This is a genomic window from Octadecabacter ascidiaceicola (genome assembly GCF_900185015.1).
GTDB classification, from domain to species: Bacteria; Pseudomonadota; Alphaproteobacteria; order Rhodobacterales; family Rhodobacteraceae; genus Octadecabacter; species Octadecabacter ascidiaceicola.
On record NZ_FXYD01000002.1, the window covers coordinates 455,735 to 474,040 of the forward strand.

The window sequence follows — 18,306 nt, forward strand, 5'->3', positions numbered from 1 at the left end:
CGACGTTAAGTGTAAAGCGCGACAACCTCAATGTAATTGGACGTTTTGGAACGGCGTTCGCGTTTGGGTGCACCCGAAACGACACCCGTTCTCGGAATCAGAAAAAAAGCGGGACAGGATTCTTGCGCTAAATGCCTAGCGCATCCAGAACCCTTCCCGTTTGATCGTGTTTCGGACCTGACGCTCACGCGGGGGCATGTCGTTTTGGTCAAACAAGGCGCGTACTTTGTCGCCGCGTTTTTGGTAAATCATCCGCTTGAATGGGTCGTATTGTTTGAGCAGCTTTTTGATCTTGTTAGGCGCGGTGACAGCTTCCAACGCCGCAACAACAGCATCGCTTTCACGCGCGTAAAGCAGGGGCAACATGCGGTAGTGGCAGGTCAGGTCGCCGTCTAAACCGGCTAGGTCGTCGCCGGGCCGTCCGCCGCCAAAGCTGTGAATCACCAGCGGCAATGTCACTTGGTCTAACCACGGATCAAGCGATTGCAGAACCAATTCATCGGGCCGATTATCGCGCACATCCAGCGCCCATTCTTTCCAGCGCTCACCAAACGCAGGCGCGTCATGGCCTGTTATCCAACCCGCGTTGAAGTAGAGGTAGCGTTGCCAGTATTCGTCAGGCTGGTCGGTGTCCAAGGTGCTGTCAAAATCCAGACCGAAGCGGTCATAAAGTGACTTCCATGTCGCGGAATATCCGGGCCAGTATAGCTCTTCTTCGGGCCATGTACCGGTGCGGCGCATGGATGCGCTTGGTTTGGTGAAGTCCGTCTCAAGCGTTGCAATATCGCCAACGATCAGTGTGTCGGTGTCCAAGAACAGGAAGTTGCGACCAGTGGGCATCGCGCAAAGCGCTTCGATCTTATTACCATAGGGGTAGTCAGCGCCGAAGGCTTGATTTTCAAACGGCAAGATCACCGCGCCAAGTTCCTCCAGCGCCGTCTTTATGTCGCCCGGCATGGTAGGGTCTTTGGGCCAAAGGCTGCTTTTTTGTGGCTCGGCGATATACAGGGTTCCGGCGAAATCAGGCGCATTCGTTTGCAAAGATGCGGCCAAAAGTAGGGCTTCGTACTGCAGTCGGCCTGCTTGACCGACGATGACAATATCAAAGTCGGAGGACATCGCCGTAGGCGCCTTTGCCTTTTTCGATGTCTTTTTAGGAGTGGTCTTTTTCGCCATTTTGCTTGCCTGCTTGCTCGATGTTGCCACTATAGGGGCGCAGCGGGGCGCAAGGGAAGGCCCGTTTGCCGCATAGGAGACCAAGATGATTGATTTATTTCTACCGCTTATTATTGGCGTAGGTATTGGGATTACGCCCCCACAGGACGATTTCGACGAAGTCGAAACACCTGAGGTTGTGGCTGAGGTATTACTGCCCATTGACCAAGGGTCTGGCGATGATCTGAGTGCCGCGCGCGAACCGGAACCACAAATTCCAACGGGGAAGTATACCACGGCAATTGAAATTCGCCCGATCCTAGGGATGACGAAGAACAGCTGGGTGGGTGTTCGCGAATACGAAGGGCAGGACCTATTGTACTTTTCGCACCTCATGGCATGGCGTTGCGGGCTTTGGGATATCCGCTATGGCATCAACGGTGAATCGGCGGACATCGTGGTGCCAATGGAACCCTGCAACGAAGAATTCGCCCAGCCTAACGTCATGGTAGATGTCGAAAACTATCTTCCATACGTGACTTACCCGCTCGGCTCGATCGAAAGTGTCTACGTTGAAATCGTTTATGACGATGGCACAGAAGACTTCGGCCAGTTTGAGCGAAACGAGGTTCGTATTCCCTAGCTGACACCTGCTGCTGGTTCGTGACGTCGCCTTTCGCCAAGCATCAACATGGCTGGCGTGACAACCAGCGTCAGGATCGTCGCGATCACTAAGCCACCCGCGATGGCAGAGGACAGTTCAGTCCACCACTGTGTAGACGGTGCGCCGTAAACGATCTCGCGCGTGAAGAAGTTGAGATTGAGGCCGATCACCATTGGCATCAAGCCAAGCGCTGTCGTTACCGACGTCAGGATTACGGGGCGCAAACGCTGCGCCCCGGTTCTCAATGCAGCTTCCAGAGGGGACTGGCCCGCCTTCTTTAGGTCGTTGAACGTGTCTATCAGCACGATATTGTTGTTTACAACGATCCCCGCCAACGCGATGACGCCGATCCCGCCCATGACCACGCCAAAGGGGCGGCCCGTCACGAGAAGGCCAAGCAGCACGCCGGCAATCGAAAAGACAATTGCGCTCATGACGATGACGGCTTGGTAGAAGTTGTTGAACTGGATCACGAGAATCACGAACATCAAAAAGATCGCGGTGATGAACGCGCCAATGAGGAAGGTCATGCTTTCCTCTTGGTCTTCGGCTTCGCCACCAAAGCTAAAGTCGACGCCATCAGGCAGCTCAGCCGCATTCAGTGCGGCAGTCAGTGCGACAACCTGATCGTTGACTAAAACACCGGGGGCGACATTTGCCTCAATCGTTGCAACGCGCTTTTCATCAATACGCCGGATAACGCCGGTGCGGTCAGTTGGTTCGAAGGTCACGAAGTTGGAGATCGGCACAAGGCCGGACGTTGTCGGCACGCGCAGGCTGCTCAGCTCAGCAAGCGAACGTTCTTCACGGGGGAAGCGCACGCGAATGTCCAAGGACCCGTCAATATCACCGGGGCGATAGTCGGCAACCGTGATCCCTTGGGTCAGCAACTGCACCGCTTGCCCGAGCAAGCTAACATCAGCCCCAAACCGCGCCGCTTCTGCGCGGTTCACAAGGATCGAAACTTCGACGCCGGGGACTGGGCGCGTGTCGGTGACGTCCGTAAAGCCACCCATCGCGTCCATGATATCGCGTACCTGTTGCACGGTGTCATTTTGCACATCAGGGTTTTGCGCAGTAATTTGCAGGTTCACGGGCTTGCCCGCTGACGGGCCGCCGTCCTCGGTTTGGACCTGAACGTCGATGCCTGCGATGTCTGAAACGCTTTCGCGGATATCAACGCCAATCTCAGCGGCAGTGCGCCGCGTGTCCCACGGCATCAATTCCAATTGCAGCGTGCCGATGGTTTCTTCGTCGCCTTGTCCTGCACTCATGGCGGAGCGGGCGTAGATGCTCTTGATTTCATCATACCCCAGAAGGCGGTCTTCGACGGCGCGTACCAATGCGTCGCGTTCGAAGATTGAAAAGTTGTCACGCGCACGCACTTGGACTTGCATGAAATCAGGTTCAATATCGGGAAAAAAGGTCATACCTTTGCCAAATTGCACATAAAGGCTGAACCCACCAAGTAGCAACCCAATGGCAAGCAGCAGGGTCGCGGCAGGGCGCATGATAGCCCAATGAAGCACGCGAACGTACGCCCCTGTAAACCCGCCGATATCACGAGGATCACCAACTTCAGCCGCATGCAGCGCGGCCTTGGCGTTGGCGGATTGTGCTTGGCGTTTCCCGATCAAGCCGCCGACCACTGGGATGAAAATTAGGGCCATAAACAATGACGCTGAGAGCGTGAAGATCACGGTAATGGGGAGGTATTTCATGAATTCCCCAACCATGCCGGACCAGAACAGTAGCGGGAAAAACACCGATAGGGTCGTTGCGGTTGACGCGATAATGGGCCACGCCATGCGTTTGGCAGCAAAAGAATAGGCCTCTTTCGGTTCCGCGCCTTCTTGCAGCTTTCTGTCCGCCAATTCGGTGGTCACAATCGCACCGTCAACCAGCATGCCAACCACGAGGATAAGCGCGAACAGCACGATGATGTTCATTGAATAATCCAAAGCCCAAAGCGCGACGACACCTGCAAAAAACGCGCCCGGAATAGAAAGCCCAACAAGGATCGCCGACCGCGTCCCAAGGGCGAATACGATCACGATCATCACAAGGATCACCGCAGCGATAACATTGGCCTCAAGGTCGCTTAGCAGGTCTTCGACGGTTTTAGATTCGTCCTGAAGGAATGTAACTTCGATACTTTCCGGCCAATCCGCTTGAAGTTCAGCTACCACGGATTTGATAGCGGCGACGGTTTCAATGATGTTTGCACCGGATCGCTTTGTGACCTCCAACGCCAAAGCAGGCTGGCCATTGATGCGTGCAAAGGAACTCGGGTCTTCAAAAGTGCGCCGGATGGTGGCGACATCGCCGAACGTCACAACTGCGTTTCCGCGGACCTTTACCGGCATTGCCATGACGTCCTCGAGATCCTCGATCAGCCCCGGAACCTTAAGCACAATGCGCCCGGACCCAGTTTCAATCGCGCCAGCAGCGATCAGCATGTTGTTGCGTTGGATTTGGCCGATGAGTTCGTCGAATGACAGGTTATAGGTTTGAAACACTGTGGGGTCGATCAGCACCTCAAGGAACTCGAACCGCTGCCCTCCGATGCTGACTTCCAGGACGCCTGGCAATCCATCGATTTCTTCCTGAAGCGTTTCAGCCAGATTGTTCAGAGTGCGTTCAGGGACGGGGCCAGACAGAATTGCAGTGATGATCGGGAAGAGGGCGGTGTTGATTTCGGTAATTGTGATGTCACGCGCATCGGTTGGTAGGTCACTTTGTGCACGATCAGCCGCTTCGCGGACTTTATCAAGCGCCTCGGCCGTGTCGCCGCCTGCGCTGAATTCCAGCTGAATACTGGCGAATCCTTCGGTTGCATCGGAATTCATGCTTTGAAGACCCTCAATGGAGGCAAATTCTGTCTCCATCGGTTCAAGCAACAGCCGTTCAGCGTCCGTCGGGCTGATGCCGTCTAGACCTGTTGAGACATAGAAAAATGGTAGCGGGATTTCCGGATTTGCCTCCTTTGGGATGGAAACATAGGCGTAGGCCCCCACCGCAAGGATCATCAGGAGCGCCATAACAACAACGCGTGAGCGCGAGAAGGCGGCGTCAATGAGCGTGTACATTAACTTGCATCCCCTGTGCTGGGCGCAACGGTTTCTGTTGCATTAACAAAACCTTGGCCTACTGTGATGATGTCCACACTTTCTGGTAGCCCGATGACCCAGATACCGTCGATCTGTGCCTTAACAACCTGAATCGCATAGAACTCTACGACGTTGTCTCCGTTCACGGTCTTAACCCCAAGATCGCCTTCGGTGTTCAGCGAAACAATGGACGGAGACAGGAAATGCGCTGTCACTTCACCAGTCGGGATGATGACCTCTGCGGAAATGCCAGCAGGAATGGCGCCGTCCTCATTGTCGACTTCGACTTCAGCTAAAAACGTACGCGTTTCAGCCGCCGCAGAGGTCCCGACGAATGTGACGACGCCTGTTTTCTCTTCGCCCGTGATGAAGCGCACTGTCGCGGGTTGGCCGACAGCTAGGCGGGTCAAGGACTGTTGGGGGACCTGAATGGCGATTGTAAGCGGCGTAATATCCACCAGACGACCCACTTCCGTTCCAGCAGAGACAAATTCACCCTCATCTAAGTCGAGCGTTTCAATGCGCCCACCAAAGGGTGCAGTGATCGTCAGTGCATCAGCGGCCTGTTGTACGGCGGTCATTTGTGCCTGCACCGCAGCAAGGCTCGCACGGGCTTCCACCACGCGATCTGTCGTCGCTACGCCACGCTCAAGTAATTGTTGTGCGTTCTGAAGCTCACGTTCCGCGCTGGCGAGGTCTTCGGCCGCGCGGTTGGCATCGGCCTCATTGCTGGTCGGATCAAACCGCGCGATGACATCGCCAGCGGACACATCTTGTCCTTTGCGCACCAAGACCTCGGCAATGTCGCCAGACGTTTCGGCCCGCATCATGGTGTCGCGATCGGGTAGGGCTTGGCCTTCGGCCTGATAATACTGGGTGACGACTTCAGCGGTTGATGTCTCAATCGCGACGGCAATAGGTTTTGGGGCTTCGCGTGCGACAGGCGCGTCTTCGCCTTCGGACGGGAAGATAAACCCGCTACCCAGCCAACCAACGATGATCAGAACCAAAACCGCGGCGATCCATGTCGCTCGCGATGCGCCCTTGTCTGACGCAAAGGTTAATCGCTGACTCTCTGGCGTTGGCGTGTCAGCTTCTGGTAGCACCGCACTTTCGTCAGTTTTTGTATCTACTTTAAGCTTGGTGGCTTTTTTAGGCGTACTGGTCATTGGGTCAGTCCTTTGGAACTGCAGCTGAAGAAGGGGCCATTGTTCAGTTTTCACTGCACAAAGGCGACAAAAAATAATAGGGCCCTATGAAAGGCACTTTCCAGTCTGAAATAGGTTAAGTTTTGCGGAATTAAACAGGAGGGGTGCAGTTCTTTTTACAATTACAGTTGGAAAGCCAGTGGAATGGCCGTTTGTGAAAAAAGGAGTAAGTGGTGGGCGACCCTGGAATCGAATTCTCCATTTGGGCTAAGTTCGAAATTTTATCCTTATTTGTAAGGTAATATCTGTTTTTTGTGAATCTCAATAACCTGCCATTGTATCGATAAGTGTCCGAATTGTATCGAAAACAGTGTAGCTATTCGGGTCCGGTGAGAGTTCTGATATCTTGCGTTCCAGCTTCTTTTTGATGAAATCGAATTCGTCCTTGTCGTCTGGATCAGAAGGAGCTTCGATCTCTGGGTCAAATCCCAGTACATAGGCATCAACTAGCCTTACCAAATAGAGTTCAGGCTCCATCGGTAAAGCATCCCTTCTGATCTCTATCTTTGCGCTTTTTACGGCTTCCAGATCGAGTGTGTTGATGTATTCGCGAAGACCTGGCAGCCCAGGCAATGAAAGTGCCCTTTTGGGTCGCTCGCCATTGGATGCATCGCGTAGGCGGATAGCAATTTGACGCTTGACGACGTCTAGAGATATATTGCCAGAGAAGTCTGCCTCCGCTTCCTGAAGCAACTTCGCGGCGGCTTGCCAGGGGCGGGGAAGGGTTTCTCGCGGATAAAACTGTTTTTCGCCTGCAAGCCGCGTTGTCATCTCGTAAAACTTGGGAAGTCCCAGATCGGAATAGGCTGCATCTTTTCTTAACTTGGTTGCTTTGGCCGCAGCCACTCCAGCGGTCCGCAGTTTGTCTGGGTCTCGCATCTCGGCGATAAGAGCGTCGTGTTCCTCAGCCCAAGTCACGACCAACTGAACAGCTTTCGAATAACTCACATCACCGCAAGGTAACTGCCAACGTTTAACACCTAAGTGAGCTTGTAAACGCTTTGGAACACGCCGCTGGTAGAAGTACCGACCTCGGTCAATCTTCAGGTATGGGATCTTCTCTTCATCACTCATTGTATCGAAAGTTGCGCTGTTTGTATCGAAAATGGGCTATATAGGGTGCATCATAGCACCACAGGCTCAATAAAAACAGCTATTTGGGTATAATGGTGGGCGACCCTGGAATCGAACCAGGCGTGCGTTTCCGCGAGAGAGTTACAGTCTCCTGCCACACCTTGCGGCCTGACGCCCACTGGCGGCGTGAATAGCTTTGCGCCCTTGGGGCGTCAACCTCAATTCTGCGCTGCACCTTGCGGTTTTTGCATAAGCCGCGCATGAGGGGGCAAGGACAAAGGAAAAGACCATGAAAAAACCGACTTGGGTTGTTGAAAAAGAACGCAACAAACGCATTGCTGCCAATGAAACGGTTTGGCTGTTTGGTATCCATGCTGTTCGAGACGCGCTTTTGAATCCTGCGCGTGAAAAATTGCGCTTTGTGGTGACTAAAAACGCCTTTGATCGTCTTGGTGATGCTGTTCAGCACGGCCCTGAGCCTGAAATGAGCGATCCGCGCCGTTTTGCAGCGCCCATCGACCCGCAATCTGTCCATCAAGGGGCCGCCCTTGAGGTGAAACCGCTGGATTGGGGGAAGATTGAGGACCGCTGCATGGGGGATGGAACGAATCCGCCGCGTGTTGTGCTTCTGGATCGCGTTACGGACCCACATAACGTTGGGGCGATTCTTCGCTCGGCGGAAGTATTCGGCGCACAGGCCGTTGTCGCGATGAGCCGTCACGCCGCCCCAGAAACGGGCGCTTTGGCGAAAACCGCAAGCGGTGCAATGGAGCGCCAGCCATATTTGCGGGTCCGCAACTTGGCCGATGCAATCGTAGAGCTGCAAGGGATGGGGTATCTGGTGCTTGGGCTGGACGGTGAAGCTGAGCAGACCATTGAACAAGTCGTAGAGGGCAAGCGCGACCGCGCAATTGCACTGGTTTTGGGGGCCGAGGGGCCAGGCTTGCGCGAAAAGACCAAAGAAACCTGCGATGCACTGGTGAAGATCGACTTCGCGGGTGAATTTGGTTCACTGAACGTCTCAAACGCGGCGGCGGTGGCGCTTTATGCAAGTCGCGCGACCTAGGAGCCAAGATGCCTGCCCGTAAGATCGCGACCTGTTGCTATTGTGGCACCCGCGCGGTGCTGGTTCTGGCCGGATCTGAGCGCCATGAGTTGAACTGTTCAAACTGCGGCGCGCCGCTGCATGACCTCAAAATGTTACCGATTGCTGTCGTGCAGGGCACCGCGCGTTCCGCGACGCCCGCCCGCCCGACACCCAAACCGACCCACCCCAAGCAGCCACACCCGAGGCCGCGGAAGGTGAAAAAATACAAGAAACGTAAAGGGTTACTGCGGCATCTTGTTGAAGAGATTTGGGACGAAATCGAAGATGTCTTCGATTGAAACATTTGCGCACGCGCTGTCACAGATAGGCGAGGCGGGTATTTTTTAGCAGTCGAATACGCCAGATAAGGTTCAACGCAATTGAACTTTTGGAGTCCCCGATGCTGACACGCCGCATGTTACTTAGCGCTGCCGCTGCTGCCCCAGCTGCCGCATTCTTCACACGCCCGGCCATGGCCGCTGAACCCTATGTCTTTTCTGAGGACGGCGTTGCTATTCGTGGAGCGGACCCTGTTGCTTATTTCACCGAAGCGGCACCCGTAATCGGCAGCGCTGGGCATGCGCTGATGTGGGAAGGCACCACGTGGCATTTCGCCAGTGCCGAGAACATGGAAATGTTTATGGCCAACCCGACGGCCTATGCGCCGCAATATGGCGGCTATTGTGCCTTCGCCCTTTCCAAGGGCTCGCTGGCGAGCACGGTGCCTGAGGCCTGGACCATTCATGACGACAAGCTTTACCTGAATTATTCCGTGAATGTGCGTCAGGTGTGGTCGGAAGATATTCCAGGAAATATCGCCTTGGCAGATGTCCAATGGCCCGCGATTTTGGGTTGATCTGAATGATCACGTTTTCCTGATCCCCCTTAAAATACGTACCTTCGTGCCTATTTCTAAGATGTGAGCAAGGGTTGGAACCCCCTTGCGCAAACTCACTGTCCCTCGTTCCGAACTTAGCGCCCGGTTTTGTCCGGGCGCCTTTTTTATGGTGAAATGATCGGGTAGGGAGGCTGTATGTACAGTGATCAGATGCTCAAAGATGTGTTAAAACGCGCCAAGGTGGTGGCGATTGTTGGTGTGTCCGCCAATCAAGTGCGTCCGAGCTTCTTTGTCGCCCGTTACCTTAAGCTGAAAGGGTACAAGATTGTGCCCGTGAACCCCGGGCTTGCGGGGCAAGAGCTGTTGGGGGAAACGGTCTACGCGACGCTGGCGGATATCCCGTTTGATGTTGATATGGTTGATATTTTCCGCCGTTCAGACGCCGTTCCTGCGATTGTAGATGAGGCACTGGCCCGTTGGCCCAAGTTGCTGACGATCTGGATGCAGCTCGGCGTTGAACATAGTGAAGCAGCCGCAGTGGCGCAGGCGCGGGGTGTGACGGTAATTGAAAACCGCTGCCCGAAGATTGAGTATCAGCGTCTGTTTGGGGAATTGCGGATGGGCGGGTTCGCTACGGGCGTGATTTCGTCAAAGCTGTAACGTCGGATCGGGGCGCTGCCCCGAACCCCGGGATATTTTTAAAACAAAGGCAAAGTTAAGCAGGGTCTTCGATCAGAAGGTCGGCCGCGACGCGGATATCGCGCAAAGGGCGCACGCGGCGGATGGATTCGGCGTAAAGCGGGTGGGCTTTGTAGGCGGCGAGGGCCGTTTCGTCTTTGATTTCGGCAGTGACGACGAAATCGGGGTGCGGACCCGGGATTTCATCAAGGTTCAAGTTGCGCGAGACGTTGAAGGTTTCGGCATGTGGGTTGTCCTTCAGGATCCAAAGACCGGCTTCGATTTCATCCAGATCGCTTGGATCGATTGCGGAAAAGAAGGCAATGTGGCGGATCATCTGCTGGCTTTCTCGGCAAGGCCGCTTTGATGGGTGCGATTGGCGAGTTCGGCTTCGATGTCAGCCAGCGTGACGCCATGTGCCGCGCACATGACCAAAAGGTGGTACATGACGTCGGCCGCCTCCGAGGTAAGGCGGGTTTTGTCGCCTTTTGTGGCCTCAATAATGGCTTCCACGGCTTCTTCGCCGAACTTTTCCGCAGCCTTGTCCGGATCGGCCAGCAATTTCGCTGTCCAGCTTTCGCTGGGATCAGTACCGGCGCGGTCTGCAATGGTTTTCGCGAGGTCTTTTATCGACATATCAGAGCCTTACAGGGACGCCAGCGGCATCCATATGTGCCTTGGCTTGTGGGATTGTGTAGGTGCCAAAGTGGAAGATCGAGGCCGCGAGGACGGCAGAAGCGCCGCCTTTGGTGACACCATCCACGAGGTGGTCAAGCGTGCCAACACCGCCAGAGGCAATCACTGGAATGGAGACCGCATCGGTGATGGCTTTTGTTAGGGGCAGGTTGAAACCTGCCTTTGTGCCGTCCCGATCCATCGAGGTCAGAAGGATTTCTCCAGCGCCTTTGGCCTGTGCGGTCAGGGCGAACTCGACGGCATCAATGCCGGTGGCGCGCCGCCCACCATGGGTGAAGATTTCCCAACGTCCCGGTGCGACGGTTTTGGCGTCAATCGCGCAGACGATACACTGCGAACCAAAGCGCAGGGCGGCTTCGGTTAGTACATCAGGGTTGGCCACAGCGGCAGAATTAAAGCTGACCTTGTCCGCACCCGCGAGCAGCAGGTTGCGCACGTCAACATGGGTGCGCACTCCGCCACCAATAGTGAGTGGCATGAAGCAGGCCTCTGCAGTACGGGTCGCGAGGTCGTACATGGTTCCGCGGTTTTCTTCCGTGGCCATGATATCAAGAAAGCACAGCTCATCCGCGCCCATGTCATTGTAACGAATGGCGGATTCCACAGGGTCGCCTGCGTCAACGATATCAACGAAGTTCACGCCTTTGACGACGCGCCCGTTGGCGACATCTAGGCAGGGGATGATGCGTGTTTTTAACATGGGCGTGGTTTAGCTGGCGAAAAGCGCCTGCGCAATGCGTCTACCAAAGTTGCACTTTGCTTGCAGTACGAGCCGGATTGCACTTTAGTTCAGCTTGGGGTTGTTTTTTGTAAGGCCAGCAGTGATCAAAACGTTCAGGAAAAAAATCTTCGCAGCGGAATATTTGGCTGTTATCGTATCGGTGGCAGCTTTTTCCGTATCACTTTATCAACCTTTGTCTGATCTGTTTTCAGGGCCAAAACTAGAAGTCATTCTACCGGTCGCGATGACGGCAACAACTAACCTAGGCATTGTTGAACTCACGCCGTTCCTTGCCATTGTGAATGACGGAAATGCGCCCGGTAGCGTGGCTGAGATCAAATGCAGCCTTACCCGAGATGAACAAGTACAAGAAATGCGGGCAGCGACGTTCAATTTGCCGGATGGTACCGGAAACTACCTCGGAAAACAGGTTATCGGCGCTGTTTCACTCAACATCTCCGAGGAGTTTATGAATCCGGTTAACTGTCTTTCTGAAACCTATTCGACGGATTTAGAAGTGATCGATCGTCATGCTGAGCTTCGCGCGCGCGCTGGAGCAGACATACAAAGACTGGGTGGAGTCGACTGCAAGCGACAGTGGTTTGAGAGGCGACCCGTTTTGAACGTTGCTCTAGCCCGCGATCTCGAAGCGTTCTTTGACGAAAACTTCAGCCTTACGGTCGGAGACTACGAATTTGAGGTTTCTATCGCAAATGCCAAAAGAGAGATCGTGGCTTCAGATAGGGCACTGATTTCTATAAGTGAATCGATGATTCAACGACTCAATGAGCAACGTGAGCTTCTTCAATTTGGGTTCGGAACCGTTTGTCCGCTTGGGGCAGTTGGCCTGACCGAAATAGTTTTGCAGCGAACGGATTAATCGCTTGCCAGCGTCGTTAGTGCTAAACCCAGATCAATCGCGCCATCATAAAGCGCACGGCCGGAAATCGCGCCGGAGATCACGCCAGTGGCTTTCAGCGCTTCAAGATCCGCCATAGACGACACGCCGCCAGATGCGATGACCGGAATATCGACCGCACGGGCCAAGGCCTCGGTTGCGTCAATGTTAGGGCCCTTCATCGCACCGTCACGCAGGATGTCGGTATAAATGATCGCGGAAATGCCCGCGTCCTCAAAGGATTTGGCGAGGTCGGTCACTTGGATGTCCGTTTCCGTCGCCCAGCCTTTCGTGGCCACAAACCCGTTACGCGCATCAAGGCCCACGGCGACATGACCGGGGAATTCTTTGGCGGCTTCTCGCACTAGATCGGGGTTTTCGACGGCCACTGTGCCAAGGATCACACGGGCGAGGCCCTTGTCGATCCAAGTTTCGATTGTTTTCAAATCGCGAATACCACCGCCTAGTTGTGCGGGGACGGGGCAAGCTTTCAGGATCGCCTCAACGGGGGCGGCGTTCACAGGTTCGCCTGCAAAGGCACCGTTCAGGTCGACCAGATGCAACCATTCACAGCCGGCCTCGACGAATTCACGGGCTTGCGCGGCGGGGTCGTCGTTGAAGACGGTGGTTTGCTCCATGTCGCCATGCACCAGCCGTACGGCTTGTCCGTCTTTAAGGTCGATTGCTGGGTAAAGGATCATGGCGGCACCTGTGTTTACGTTTGGCGCGTTTATGCACGGGCAGGCGGGGGATGCAACGTGGGGCGTTCAACGGGAGGGACCGGCGCGACCCTACGTTACGCTTGCGTGGAATCGCAGTTCGCGGGCAAGATTTGCTCAATCTCAGGGAGGAGATACGAAAATGAAGACTTTTGCACTTACACTTGCGGCTGTTGTCGGCTTCGCTGGCGCGGCTGCTGCTGACCCGCTTGAAGGCAACTGGCGCACGCCATCAGATGACAACGGAAACTCAGGGATCGTGCAGGTTGCACCCTGTGGTACCGCGCTTTGTGGAACACTTATTCAAGCGTTTGATAGCTCAGGCGCGTCGATGGATTCCGCAAACATTGGTCGACAGATTATCTTTGACACTACACCAAGTGGCGGCGGCGAATATCGTGGTCAGGTGTACTCACCAGATCGCGACAAAACCTACAATTCACGCCTGCAGCTGAACGGTAATTCGTTGTCCGTTTCAGGGTGTGTTTTGGGCATCTGCCGCGACGGTGGTACGTGGACACGCAATTGAAGTATCACTTTAGCTTCGGTTGATACCTATTTGATATAAAGTATAAAAGCCGCGCTTATCTTAATGCCTGCGCGGTTTTTTCTATGGCGCCCACTGCAAGAAGTTTGCAATCATCCGCAGCCCAGCGTCTTGACTTTTTTCGGGGTGAAATTGCGCGCCGATGATGTTGTCACGCCCGACGATTGCGGTGACGTCGCCTGCGTAATCGCAATGGGCCAAGCGCTGTGTTGGATCGTTCAAAACCATCTGCCATGAGTGAACGAAATAGACGTGGTCACCCGTTTTTATTCCGTCCAGAACGGGGTGCGCAGTGTCGATAACAAGGTCGTTCCACCCCATGTGCGGAACCGGCAGGCTTGGGTCTGCTGGCGTGATCTTTTGGACTTCGCCGTCGATCCAACCAAAGCCCTCAGTCTCTTGGTACTCATAGCCCTTTTGGGCAAGCAGCTGCATGCCGACGCAAATGCCCATGAACGGCACTGCACGCACTTCAACGGACTCAATGATCGCATCGGCGAGGCCGGAAATACCGTGAAGTTCGTCGCGGCAATGGGGGTAGGCGCCGTCACCGGGCAGAACCACGCGGGACGCTTTGGCGACAACATCGGGGTCGCCTGTGATGATAACGTCGCCAGCGCCAACCTCGGCCGCCATGCGCTCAAACGCCTTTTGTGCCGAGTGCAGGTTGCCGCTGTCGTAATCGATAAGAACTGTGGTCATAGGATCAAAGTGCGCCTTTGGTCGACGGAATCGCATCCGCCTTGCGCGGATCAGTCTCAACCGCGATGCGCAACGCACGGGCCACGGATTTGAACGCGGCCTCAACGATGTGGTGGCTGTTAAAGCCGTGCAAACGGTCGATGTGCAGCGTGATGCCCCCCGCGCTGGACAGCGCTTGGAAGAATTCGCGCACCAGTTCAGTGTCAAACGTGCCGATCTTGGCTGTAGGAAGCTCAAGATTGCAGATCAGATAGGCACGGCCAGACAAGTCCAGGGCACAACGCACCTGCGCATCATCCATGGCAAGGTGGCAGTCGCCGTAACGGTTGATGCCGCGCTTGTCGCCCAAAGCGTCCGCAAGCGCCTGACCAAGGGCGATGCCTACGTCCTCAACGGTGTGATGGTCGTCAATGTGCAGATCACCCGTCGCGCGGATCGTCATGTCGATCAGAGAGTGACGCGCCAACTGGTCCAGCATGTGGTCAAAGAACCCAACGCCGGTCTGATTGTCGTAAACGCCTGTTCCGTCGAGGTTAATTTCAAGCGAAATGTCTGTTTCCGCAGTTTTGCGGGTAATGGTGCTGGTGCGCATGGGATTGTTTTCCTTGATATTGGCGCCCTTATAGGCCGCCAGTGGGCTGTCGAGCAACCATGGTTCAACAGGGTGTGGTTTTCAGTCTCGGAGTGTGGTTTCAAGTGCCTCAAAGACGGATCATCAGCATTGGAAAGGTGCGGTTATGCAGTCAGAGTATTGGGATGTACCTAAAGGCAAAATTGCCGCGGTGGTCACACATTTGCAGATGTTTGAACGCCCTGCGCCGCGCAAAGTGCCTGTAGTGAATGCTGAATTGGTTTTCCATGAAAAGCCGGATCTTGAATGGTATCGCGACCTGTTTTCGCGGGTTGGTGGAAATGACTGGATGTGGTTTTCCCGCCTTGGAATGGATGATGCAGCCTTAACCGATGTCATTCATAACGCGGACGTTCAGATATATTCAGTGCGCATTGATGGGCGCGACGAGGGGATGTTGGAACTTGATTTCCGCGCGCCGGACGAATGTGAACTTGGTTACTTCGGCCTTACGGCTGCAATGGTTGGCACAGGGGCGGGGCGTTGGCTGATGGAACATGCGCTTGATAAGGCGTGGGAACACCCGATCAGCCGCTTTCATGTTCATACCTGCACGTTGGATAGCGCGCAGGCGTTGCCATTCTATATGCGGAGCGGGTTTGAAGCCTACAATCGACAGGTCGAAATCGCAGATGACCCGCGTCTGAACGGCGTGCTGCCCCGCGACAGCAGCCCGCAAGAACCGATTATCTAAGCGAACGCTTGGCTTAGGAAACCGACAACGTTTTTGAAATCAAGGTCCCCAAGGCTACGCAGTTTGACATGGCGTCGTGCTTTGCCTTTGCCTTCTAGCAGGCCGTTCGGGTCGTCAAATTCCGCACCTTTTGAAAACTCGACGGAAACGTAGTCTTTGTAGGCGTAGACGCCTCCGACCAGACTTATCGAATCTGGTTGTGCAGGGTCCGTCACAAAGGTGGTGCCGCCATATTTGGACCCAATGTATATGCCCGGGCGCAGGTCTTTGGCGCGGGCGACGACGGTTTCTATGATTGTTGATTTGGTTGTTTCATCCATAAGTTACCTTAGGCTGGCACTGCACAGCAGGCAACGCAGGGGAAATGGCTTGCTGTAGAAAAGCAAAAAGCCACCCGATGGGTGGCCTGTGCTTCCAACTGGGTGAACTGGATCGAAATGGAGCGGGCGAGGCGATTCGAACGCCCGACCCTAACCTTGGCAAGGTTATGCTCTACCCCTGAGCTACGCCCGCACCGTTTCGTGAGGCAGCATCTATAAACTCTCGCCAAACCCCGCAAGAGGAAAAGTTGCCAATCTGACTACTTTTTTTCGATGCGGTTATGTCCAGATGAATGCAAAGAACAAAAGGCAATAAACACTGACGAGGTATGACGCGAATGTCAGCATCATGCCGGCTTGGCGCATAAGCATAATCGGGGGAGATGTGGAAAATCCGTACCCGTGAACGATGCGGCCCAAAAGCAGGGTTGCGCCGATTAAGTGCACAGCACTGGGATCGGCGTCTTGTAATTCAACCAGCGCCATCAAAAGCAATCCGAATGGCGCGTATTCTGCACAATTGGCCTGTGCGCGCATGCGTTTCATCAGGCTTTTGTCGCCATGATCCCCCAACCCAAGTTGGTTTTTGCGACGATACAGAATAACCCTAACGCTTAACGTTAAGAAAATAAGGGCGACGGCGGAGGCATAGACGCCTGTGATCATAGGAGACTCCAGTTCTGGTTTCCCCGCCGAACATGAAAGAGGTGGCTGCATGATGCAACCGCCCCGTCCAGCAAACACGTTTTAGAACCGCTTAGAAGTTAAAGACGAGCGAGACGCCGTAGGTGTTGTTTGTGTCTTTCAGACCTGCGTCGGGATCTGTGTGGTATTCCGTTACAACGGATGTGCGCAGTGCCAGAACTTCCGTCATGGCGACGTTCAGGCCCAAATCGTTGTAAACGACTGTATCGCTTTCGGAGGAAACGATATCGGTGTCCATTGTGACATCCAGTGTTTCAGACAGCTGGTTGGAGTAATCGGATCCAAGCGTGAAGGTACCCTCATCCAGATCACTTGCGGACGTCAGGTCCGCCACACGGTAACCAACACCCGCCTGAACAGCCCAATAGACGTCTGCGGTGTTGTGGATGCGATACCCTGCACCGAAACCAAGGAAGTTATCAGATGTGTCAAACGGGATGCTTTTTACGTTACCTTGCAACGTGGCAAATCCGAAATATGACGCGCTAAAGTCTCGTGTGTATTCCAGATCGTACAGCAAGCTGTCTTCGTCTGTTGTGCCATCGTTTTCGGAGTACTGGTAGCCCAGCTGAAGTTTGTAGCCGTTTGTGCCGTCATAGTATCCCAAATCAGCGCCGATACCGAGGGATGCAGTGTCTGTGTTGCCAGATGCAGCGGGCCCCTGAAGCGACATAGAGCTTTCAAATCCAAATGCGCGGCCTGTGTTGCCAAAGGCGCCGACGTACGGTTGAAGTCATCAGCGATGTTCTCTGCGAGCTGCTCATTGCGGGGGTCGACGGCGCTATCGCCGAAGGTTTGCGCGACGGCGCCAGTCGCCATCATGGACAATGCAGTGCCTGCAAGAAGGAGGGTCGTGTTTTTCATTGTTACATACTTTCAAGTCATTGATCCGCACACAAAATATGCACGGTGACTTGTTAGTTTCATGATTTGAGCGTGCGGATTTAGGGGGGGAGAAATGCGTGTAGAAATCCATGACGATATACCGCCGACGGGTCGGTATTCGATGGGCAACAAAAGGCCGATAATTGCTTAACGTCGGGTTAGGCTAGTGGTCGGGTAGGGCGTCCGCCCCCGACATTGGCGGAAAGTTCAGCCCGACATCTTCACTATGCGCGGTCACGCCGCCCTTAGCCAAAAGCAAAAGGCCGTAAGCGCCTGGTTCAGCGTTCGACAATGTGCTGTCCGCGTCATGCAAATCAAGCGGTGCTTGATGACAGGGGCTCTTGAACATCGTGAAGGGTACGCCCTGTGCTTGGCCTGAAATCGTGCGATGCACATGTCCGCAAAACAGATGTGCTTTGGTGCAGGCCAGTCGTTCCAACAAATCAGAGCCATTCGTTAGTTTAATCGCGTCCATTCCGGGTAGGCCGATCGTGTGAGGTGGATGATGGGTGAACACCAATGGCATCCGTCCATTTGCGCCGGCTAGTGCGGCATCCAGCCAAGACAAGCGATCATCGCACAGGAACCCCGAATGGGCCGGAACCACGTCTGCCTGATGGGTGTCTAGCGTGATGATCCGGTGATCCGGCAGGTCGATGATGTGTTGAATGTGGCCTTGCGGCGTTACGGGAACATCGGGAAAGACGGACCGAAACGGCGCGCGCAGGTCGTGATTGCCAAGCATATAGGTCACGGGAATTGGGCAATTCCGCATCATATCACGCAGGAGTTCGTATTCTTCCTTAAATCCTGAATGAGTCAAATCCCCCATCAGGATGAAAGCTTTGGCGTCAGGATGATCGCCAAGTGCAGCATCCAGCGCCTCGCCCAACCGCGCAATAGGGTCCAACCCAATAATGGTTTGGCCCTGAAGGCGAAGATGTAAATCAGTTAGGACGAGGATCTTATCCACG

General features: G+C 54.5%; 22 protein-coding genes and 2 tRNA genes. 8 read left to right on the forward strand and 16 right to left on the reverse strand.

Annotated elements, in window-relative coordinates; translation table 11 throughout:
• Nucleotides 1–135: 135 nt before the first annotated feature.
• Nucleotides 136–1,176 (reverse strand): GT-B fold glycosyltransferase domain-containing protein, encoded by a 1,041-nt coding sequence (locus OCA8868_RS07700; protein ID WP_093996204.1) that lies wholly within the window; start codon nucleotides 1,174–1,176, stop codon nucleotides 136–138.
• A gap of 85 nt (nucleotides 1,177–1,261) precedes the next feature.
• Here OCA8868_RS07700 and OCA8868_RS07705 point away from each other — a divergent pair, with 85 nt between their 5' ends.
• The gene (locus tag OCA8868_RS07705; protein WP_093995970.1) at nucleotides 1,262–1,798 is read left to right on the forward strand and encodes a hypothetical protein; all 537 of its coding nucleotides are present in this window, start codon (nucleotides 1,262–1,264) and stop codon (nucleotides 1,796–1,798) included.
• On the opposite strand, the gene OCA8868_RS07710 is transcribed toward OCA8868_RS07705, so the two are convergent.
• The 4 genes from OCA8868_RS07710 to OCA8868_RS16650 form a co-directional block, all read right to left on the reverse strand.
• On the reverse strand, nucleotides 1,795–4,908 hold the full coding sequence (locus tag OCA8868_RS07710) for an efflux RND transporter permease subunit (RefSeq protein ID WP_093995971.1): 3,114 nt from the start codon (nucleotides 4,906–4,908) through the stop codon (nucleotides 1,795–1,797). The two genes, OCA8868_RS07705 and OCA8868_RS07710, sit on opposite strands and share 4 nt — an antisense overlap.
• On the reverse strand, nucleotides 4,908–6,098 hold the full coding sequence (locus OCA8868_RS07715) for an efflux RND transporter periplasmic adaptor subunit (RefSeq protein ID WP_093995972.1): 1,191 nt from the start codon (nucleotides 6,096–6,098) through the stop codon (nucleotides 4,908–4,910). Before OCA8868_RS07715 ends, OCA8868_RS07710 begins: the two co-directional genes overlap by 1 nt.
• A 300-nt stretch (nucleotides 6,099–6,398) precedes the next feature.
• Complete coding sequence (locus OCA8868_RS07720) at nucleotides 6,399–7,211, reverse strand: hypothetical protein (protein ID WP_093995973.1); 813 nt, start codon at nucleotides 7,209–7,211, stop codon at nucleotides 6,399–6,401.
• A gap of 93 nt (nucleotides 7,212–7,304) precedes the next feature.
• A tRNA-Tyr gene (locus OCA8868_RS16650) sits at nucleotides 7,305–7,388 on the reverse strand.
• A 112-nt stretch (nucleotides 7,389–7,500) separates the two neighbouring features.
• On the opposite strand from OCA8868_RS16650, the gene rlmB reads away from it, so the two are divergent.
• The 4 genes from rlmB to OCA8868_RS07740 all read left to right on the forward strand — a co-directional run bounded on the left by rlmB (nucleotide 7,501) and on the right by OCA8868_RS07740 (nucleotide 9,796).
• Nucleotides 7,501–8,277 (forward strand): 23S rRNA (guanosine(2251)-2'-O)-methyltransferase RlmB, encoded by a 777-nt coding sequence (gene rlmB, locus OCA8868_RS07725; RefSeq protein WP_093995974.1) that lies wholly within the window; start codon nucleotides 7,501–7,503, stop codon nucleotides 8,275–8,277.
• 8 nt (nucleotides 8,278–8,285) lie between these two features.
• Nucleotides 8,286–8,597 (forward strand): hypothetical protein, encoded by a 312-nt coding sequence (locus tag OCA8868_RS07730; RefSeq protein WP_093995975.1) that lies wholly within the window; start codon nucleotides 8,286–8,288, stop codon nucleotides 8,595–8,597.
• Between the two features lie 101 nt (nucleotides 8,598–8,698).
• Nucleotides 8,699–9,154, forward strand: a complete 456-nt coding sequence (locus tag OCA8868_RS07735) for a YHS domain-containing (seleno)protein (protein ID WP_093995976.1) — start codon at nucleotides 8,699–8,701, stop codon at nucleotides 9,152–9,154.
• Nucleotides 9,155–9,331: 177 nt separating this feature from the next.
• Entirely contained in the window at nucleotides 9,332–9,796 is a 465-nt protein-coding gene (locus tag OCA8868_RS07740; RefSeq protein WP_093995977.1) for a CoA-binding protein, read from the forward strand.
• Nucleotides 9,797–9,851: 55 nt separating this feature from the next.
• On the opposite strand, the gene OCA8868_RS07745 is transcribed toward OCA8868_RS07740, so the two are convergent.
• From OCA8868_RS07745 to hisF, 3 genes are read right to left on the reverse strand one after another with little or no spacing between them, the layout of a single operon-like run.
• Nucleotides 9,852–10,151 (reverse strand): Dabb family protein, encoded by a 300-nt coding sequence (locus OCA8868_RS07745; protein ID WP_093995978.1) that lies wholly within the window; start codon nucleotides 10,149–10,151, stop codon nucleotides 9,852–9,854.
• Entirely contained in the window at nucleotides 10,148–10,450 is a 303-nt protein-coding gene (locus OCA8868_RS07750; protein ID WP_093995979.1) for a phosphoribosyl-ATP diphosphatase, read from the reverse strand. Before OCA8868_RS07750 ends, OCA8868_RS07745 begins: the two co-directional genes overlap by 4 nt.
• A 1-nt stretch (nucleotide 10,451) precedes the next feature.
• A complete protein-coding gene (hisF, locus tag OCA8868_RS07755; protein ID WP_093995980.1) occupies nucleotides 10,452–11,210 on the reverse strand; it encodes an imidazole glycerol phosphate synthase subunit HisF in 759 nt (252 codons plus the stop codon).
• A gap of 121 nt (nucleotides 11,211–11,331) precedes the next feature.
• Here hisF and OCA8868_RS07760 point away from each other — a divergent pair, with 121 nt between their 5' ends.
• Nucleotides 11,332–12,111: a hypothetical protein gene (locus OCA8868_RS07760; RefSeq protein WP_143849567.1), complete on the forward strand. Its 780-nt coding sequence runs from the start codon at nucleotides 11,332–11,334 to the stop codon at nucleotides 12,109–12,111.
• Here OCA8868_RS07760 and hisA read toward each other — a convergent pair.
• A complete protein-coding gene (hisA, locus tag OCA8868_RS07765; RefSeq protein ID WP_093995982.1) occupies nucleotides 12,108–12,830 on the reverse strand; it encodes a 1-(5-phosphoribosyl)-5-[(5-phosphoribosylamino)methylideneamino]imidazole-4-carboxamide isomerase in 723 nt (240 codons plus the stop codon). The genes OCA8868_RS07760 and hisA overlap by 4 nt on opposite strands.
• Before the next feature lie 160 nt (nucleotides 12,831–12,990).
• Between hisA and OCA8868_RS07770 the strand changes: the two genes are divergently transcribed.
• Nucleotides 12,991–13,377: a DUF2147 domain-containing protein gene (locus OCA8868_RS07770; RefSeq protein WP_093995983.1), complete on the forward strand. Its 387-nt coding sequence runs from the start codon at nucleotides 12,991–12,993 to the stop codon at nucleotides 13,375–13,377.
• 81 nt (nucleotides 13,378–13,458) lie between these two features.
• On the opposite strand, the gene hisH is transcribed toward OCA8868_RS07770, so the two are convergent.
• Together hisH and hisB are read right to left on the reverse strand one after the other, a co-directional pair.
• Nucleotides 13,459–14,097, reverse strand: coding sequence for an imidazole glycerol phosphate synthase subunit HisH (gene hisH, locus OCA8868_RS07775; protein WP_093995984.1), 639 nt, complete (start codon nucleotides 14,095–14,097; stop codon nucleotides 13,459–13,461).
• A 4-nt stretch (nucleotides 14,098–14,101) separates the two neighbouring features.
• Nucleotides 14,102–14,689 carry an imidazoleglycerol-phosphate dehydratase HisB gene (gene hisB / locus OCA8868_RS07780; RefSeq protein ID WP_093996205.1) on the reverse strand — a complete coding sequence of 196 codons (588 nt, stop codon included), beginning with the start codon at nucleotides 14,687–14,689 and terminating at the stop codon, nucleotides 14,102–14,104.
• Nucleotides 14,690–14,834: 145 nt separating this feature from the next.
• Between hisB and OCA8868_RS07785 the strand changes: the two genes are divergently transcribed.
• Nucleotides 14,835–15,422, forward strand: coding sequence for a GNAT family N-acetyltransferase (locus tag OCA8868_RS07785; RefSeq protein ID WP_093995985.1), 588 nt, complete (start codon nucleotides 14,835–14,837; stop codon nucleotides 15,420–15,422).
• On the opposite strand, the gene OCA8868_RS07790 is transcribed toward OCA8868_RS07785, so the two are convergent.
• From OCA8868_RS07790 to OCA8868_RS07810, 5 genes are all read right to left on the reverse strand, one after another.
• On the reverse strand, nucleotides 15,419–15,742 hold the full coding sequence (locus tag OCA8868_RS07790; protein WP_093995986.1) for a DUF1801 domain-containing protein: 324 nt from the start codon (nucleotides 15,740–15,742) through the stop codon (nucleotides 15,419–15,421). The two genes, OCA8868_RS07785 and OCA8868_RS07790, sit on opposite strands and share 4 nt — an antisense overlap.
• A 118-nt stretch (nucleotides 15,743–15,860) precedes the next feature.
• Nucleotides 15,861–15,935: transfer RNA gene (locus OCA8868_RS07795), tRNA-Gly, on the reverse strand.
• Nucleotides 15,936–16,021: 86 nt separating this feature from the next.
• Nucleotides 16,022–16,408, reverse strand: a complete 387-nt coding sequence (locus OCA8868_RS07800) for an MAPEG family protein (RefSeq protein WP_093995987.1) — start codon at nucleotides 16,406–16,408, stop codon at nucleotides 16,022–16,024.
• Between the two features lie 91 nt (nucleotides 16,409–16,499).
• Complete coding sequence (locus tag OCA8868_RS07805; RefSeq protein ID WP_093995988.1) at nucleotides 16,500–17,120, reverse strand: DUF481 domain-containing protein; 621 nt, start codon at nucleotides 17,118–17,120, stop codon at nucleotides 16,500–16,502.
• 375 nt (nucleotides 17,121–17,495) lie between these two features.
• Entirely contained in the window at nucleotides 17,496–18,305 is an 810-nt protein-coding gene (locus OCA8868_RS07810; RefSeq protein ID WP_093995989.1) for a metallophosphoesterase, read from the reverse strand.
• Between the last annotated feature and the right edge of the window lies 1 nt (nucleotide 18,306).

What these genes read in the sequence shown, in the direction of transcription:
- OCA8868_RS07700 (WP_093996204.1), bottom strand. Translation starts at nt 1,176, where the DNA reads ATGGCGAAAAAGACCACTCCTAAAAAGACATCGAAAAAGGCAAAGGCG.
- OCA8868_RS07705 (WP_093995970.1), top strand. Translation starts at nt 1,262, where the DNA reads ATGATTGATTTATTTCTACCGCTTATTATTGGCGTAGGTATTGGGATT.
- OCA8868_RS07710 (WP_093995971.1), bottom strand. Translation starts at nt 4,908, where the DNA reads ATGTACACGCTCATTGACGCCGCCTTCTCGCGCTCACGCGTTGTTGTT.
- OCA8868_RS07715 (WP_093995972.1), bottom strand. Translation starts at nt 6,098, where the DNA reads ATGACCAGTACGCCTAAAAAAGCCACCAAGCTTAAAGTAGATACAAAA.
- OCA8868_RS07720 (WP_093995973.1), bottom strand. Translation starts at nt 7,211, where the DNA reads ATGAGTGATGAAGAGAAGATCCCATACCTGAAGATTGACCGAGGTCGG.
- rlmB (WP_093995974.1), top strand. Translation starts at nt 7,501, where the DNA reads ATGAAAAAACCGACTTGGGTTGTTGAAAAAGAACGCAACAAACGCATT.
- OCA8868_RS07730 (WP_093995975.1), top strand. Translation starts at nt 8,286, where the DNA reads ATGCCTGCCCGTAAGATCGCGACCTGTTGCTATTGTGGCACCCGCGCG.
- OCA8868_RS07735 (WP_093995976.1), top strand. Translation starts at nt 8,699, where the DNA reads ATGCTGACACGCCGCATGTTACTTAGCGCTGCCGCTGCTGCCCCAGCT.
- OCA8868_RS07740 (WP_093995977.1), top strand. Translation starts at nt 9,332, where the DNA reads ATGTACAGTGATCAGATGCTCAAAGATGTGTTAAAACGCGCCAAGGTG.
- OCA8868_RS07745 (WP_093995978.1), bottom strand. Translation starts at nt 10,151, where the DNA reads ATGATCCGCCACATTGCCTTCTTTTCCGCAATCGATCCAAGCGATCTG.
- OCA8868_RS07750 (WP_093995979.1), bottom strand. Translation starts at nt 10,450, where the DNA reads ATGTCGATAAAAGACCTCGCGAAAACCATTGCAGACCGCGCCGGTACT.
- hisF (WP_093995980.1), bottom strand. Translation starts at nt 11,210, where the DNA reads ATGTTAAAAACACGCATCATCCCCTGCCTAGATGTCGCCAACGGGCGC.
- hisA (WP_093995982.1), bottom strand. Translation starts at nt 12,830, where the DNA reads ATGATCCTTTACCCAGCAATCGACCTTAAAGACGGACAAGCCGTACGG.
- OCA8868_RS07770 (WP_093995983.1), top strand. Translation starts at nt 12,991, where the DNA reads ATGAAGACTTTTGCACTTACACTTGCGGCTGTTGTCGGCTTCGCTGGC.
- hisH (WP_093995984.1), bottom strand. Translation starts at nt 14,097, where the DNA reads ATGACCACAGTTCTTATCGATTACGACAGCGGCAACCTGCACTCGGCA.
- hisB (WP_093996205.1), bottom strand. Translation starts at nt 14,689, where the DNA reads ATGCGCACCAGCACCATTACCCGCAAAACTGCGGAAACAGACATTTCG.
- OCA8868_RS07785 (WP_093995985.1), top strand. Translation starts at nt 14,835, where the DNA reads ATGCAGTCAGAGTATTGGGATGTACCTAAAGGCAAAATTGCCGCGGTG.
- OCA8868_RS07790 (WP_093995986.1), bottom strand. Translation starts at nt 15,742, where the DNA reads ATGGATGAAACAACCAAATCAACAATCATAGAAACCGTCGTCGCCCGC.
- OCA8868_RS07800 (WP_093995987.1), bottom strand. Translation starts at nt 16,408, where the DNA reads ATGATCACAGGCGTCTATGCCTCCGCCGTCGCCCTTATTTTCTTAACG.
- OCA8868_RS07805 (WP_093995988.1), bottom strand. Translation starts at nt 17,120, where the DNA reads ATGTCGCTTCAGGGGCCCGCTGCATCTGGCAACACAGACACTGCATCC.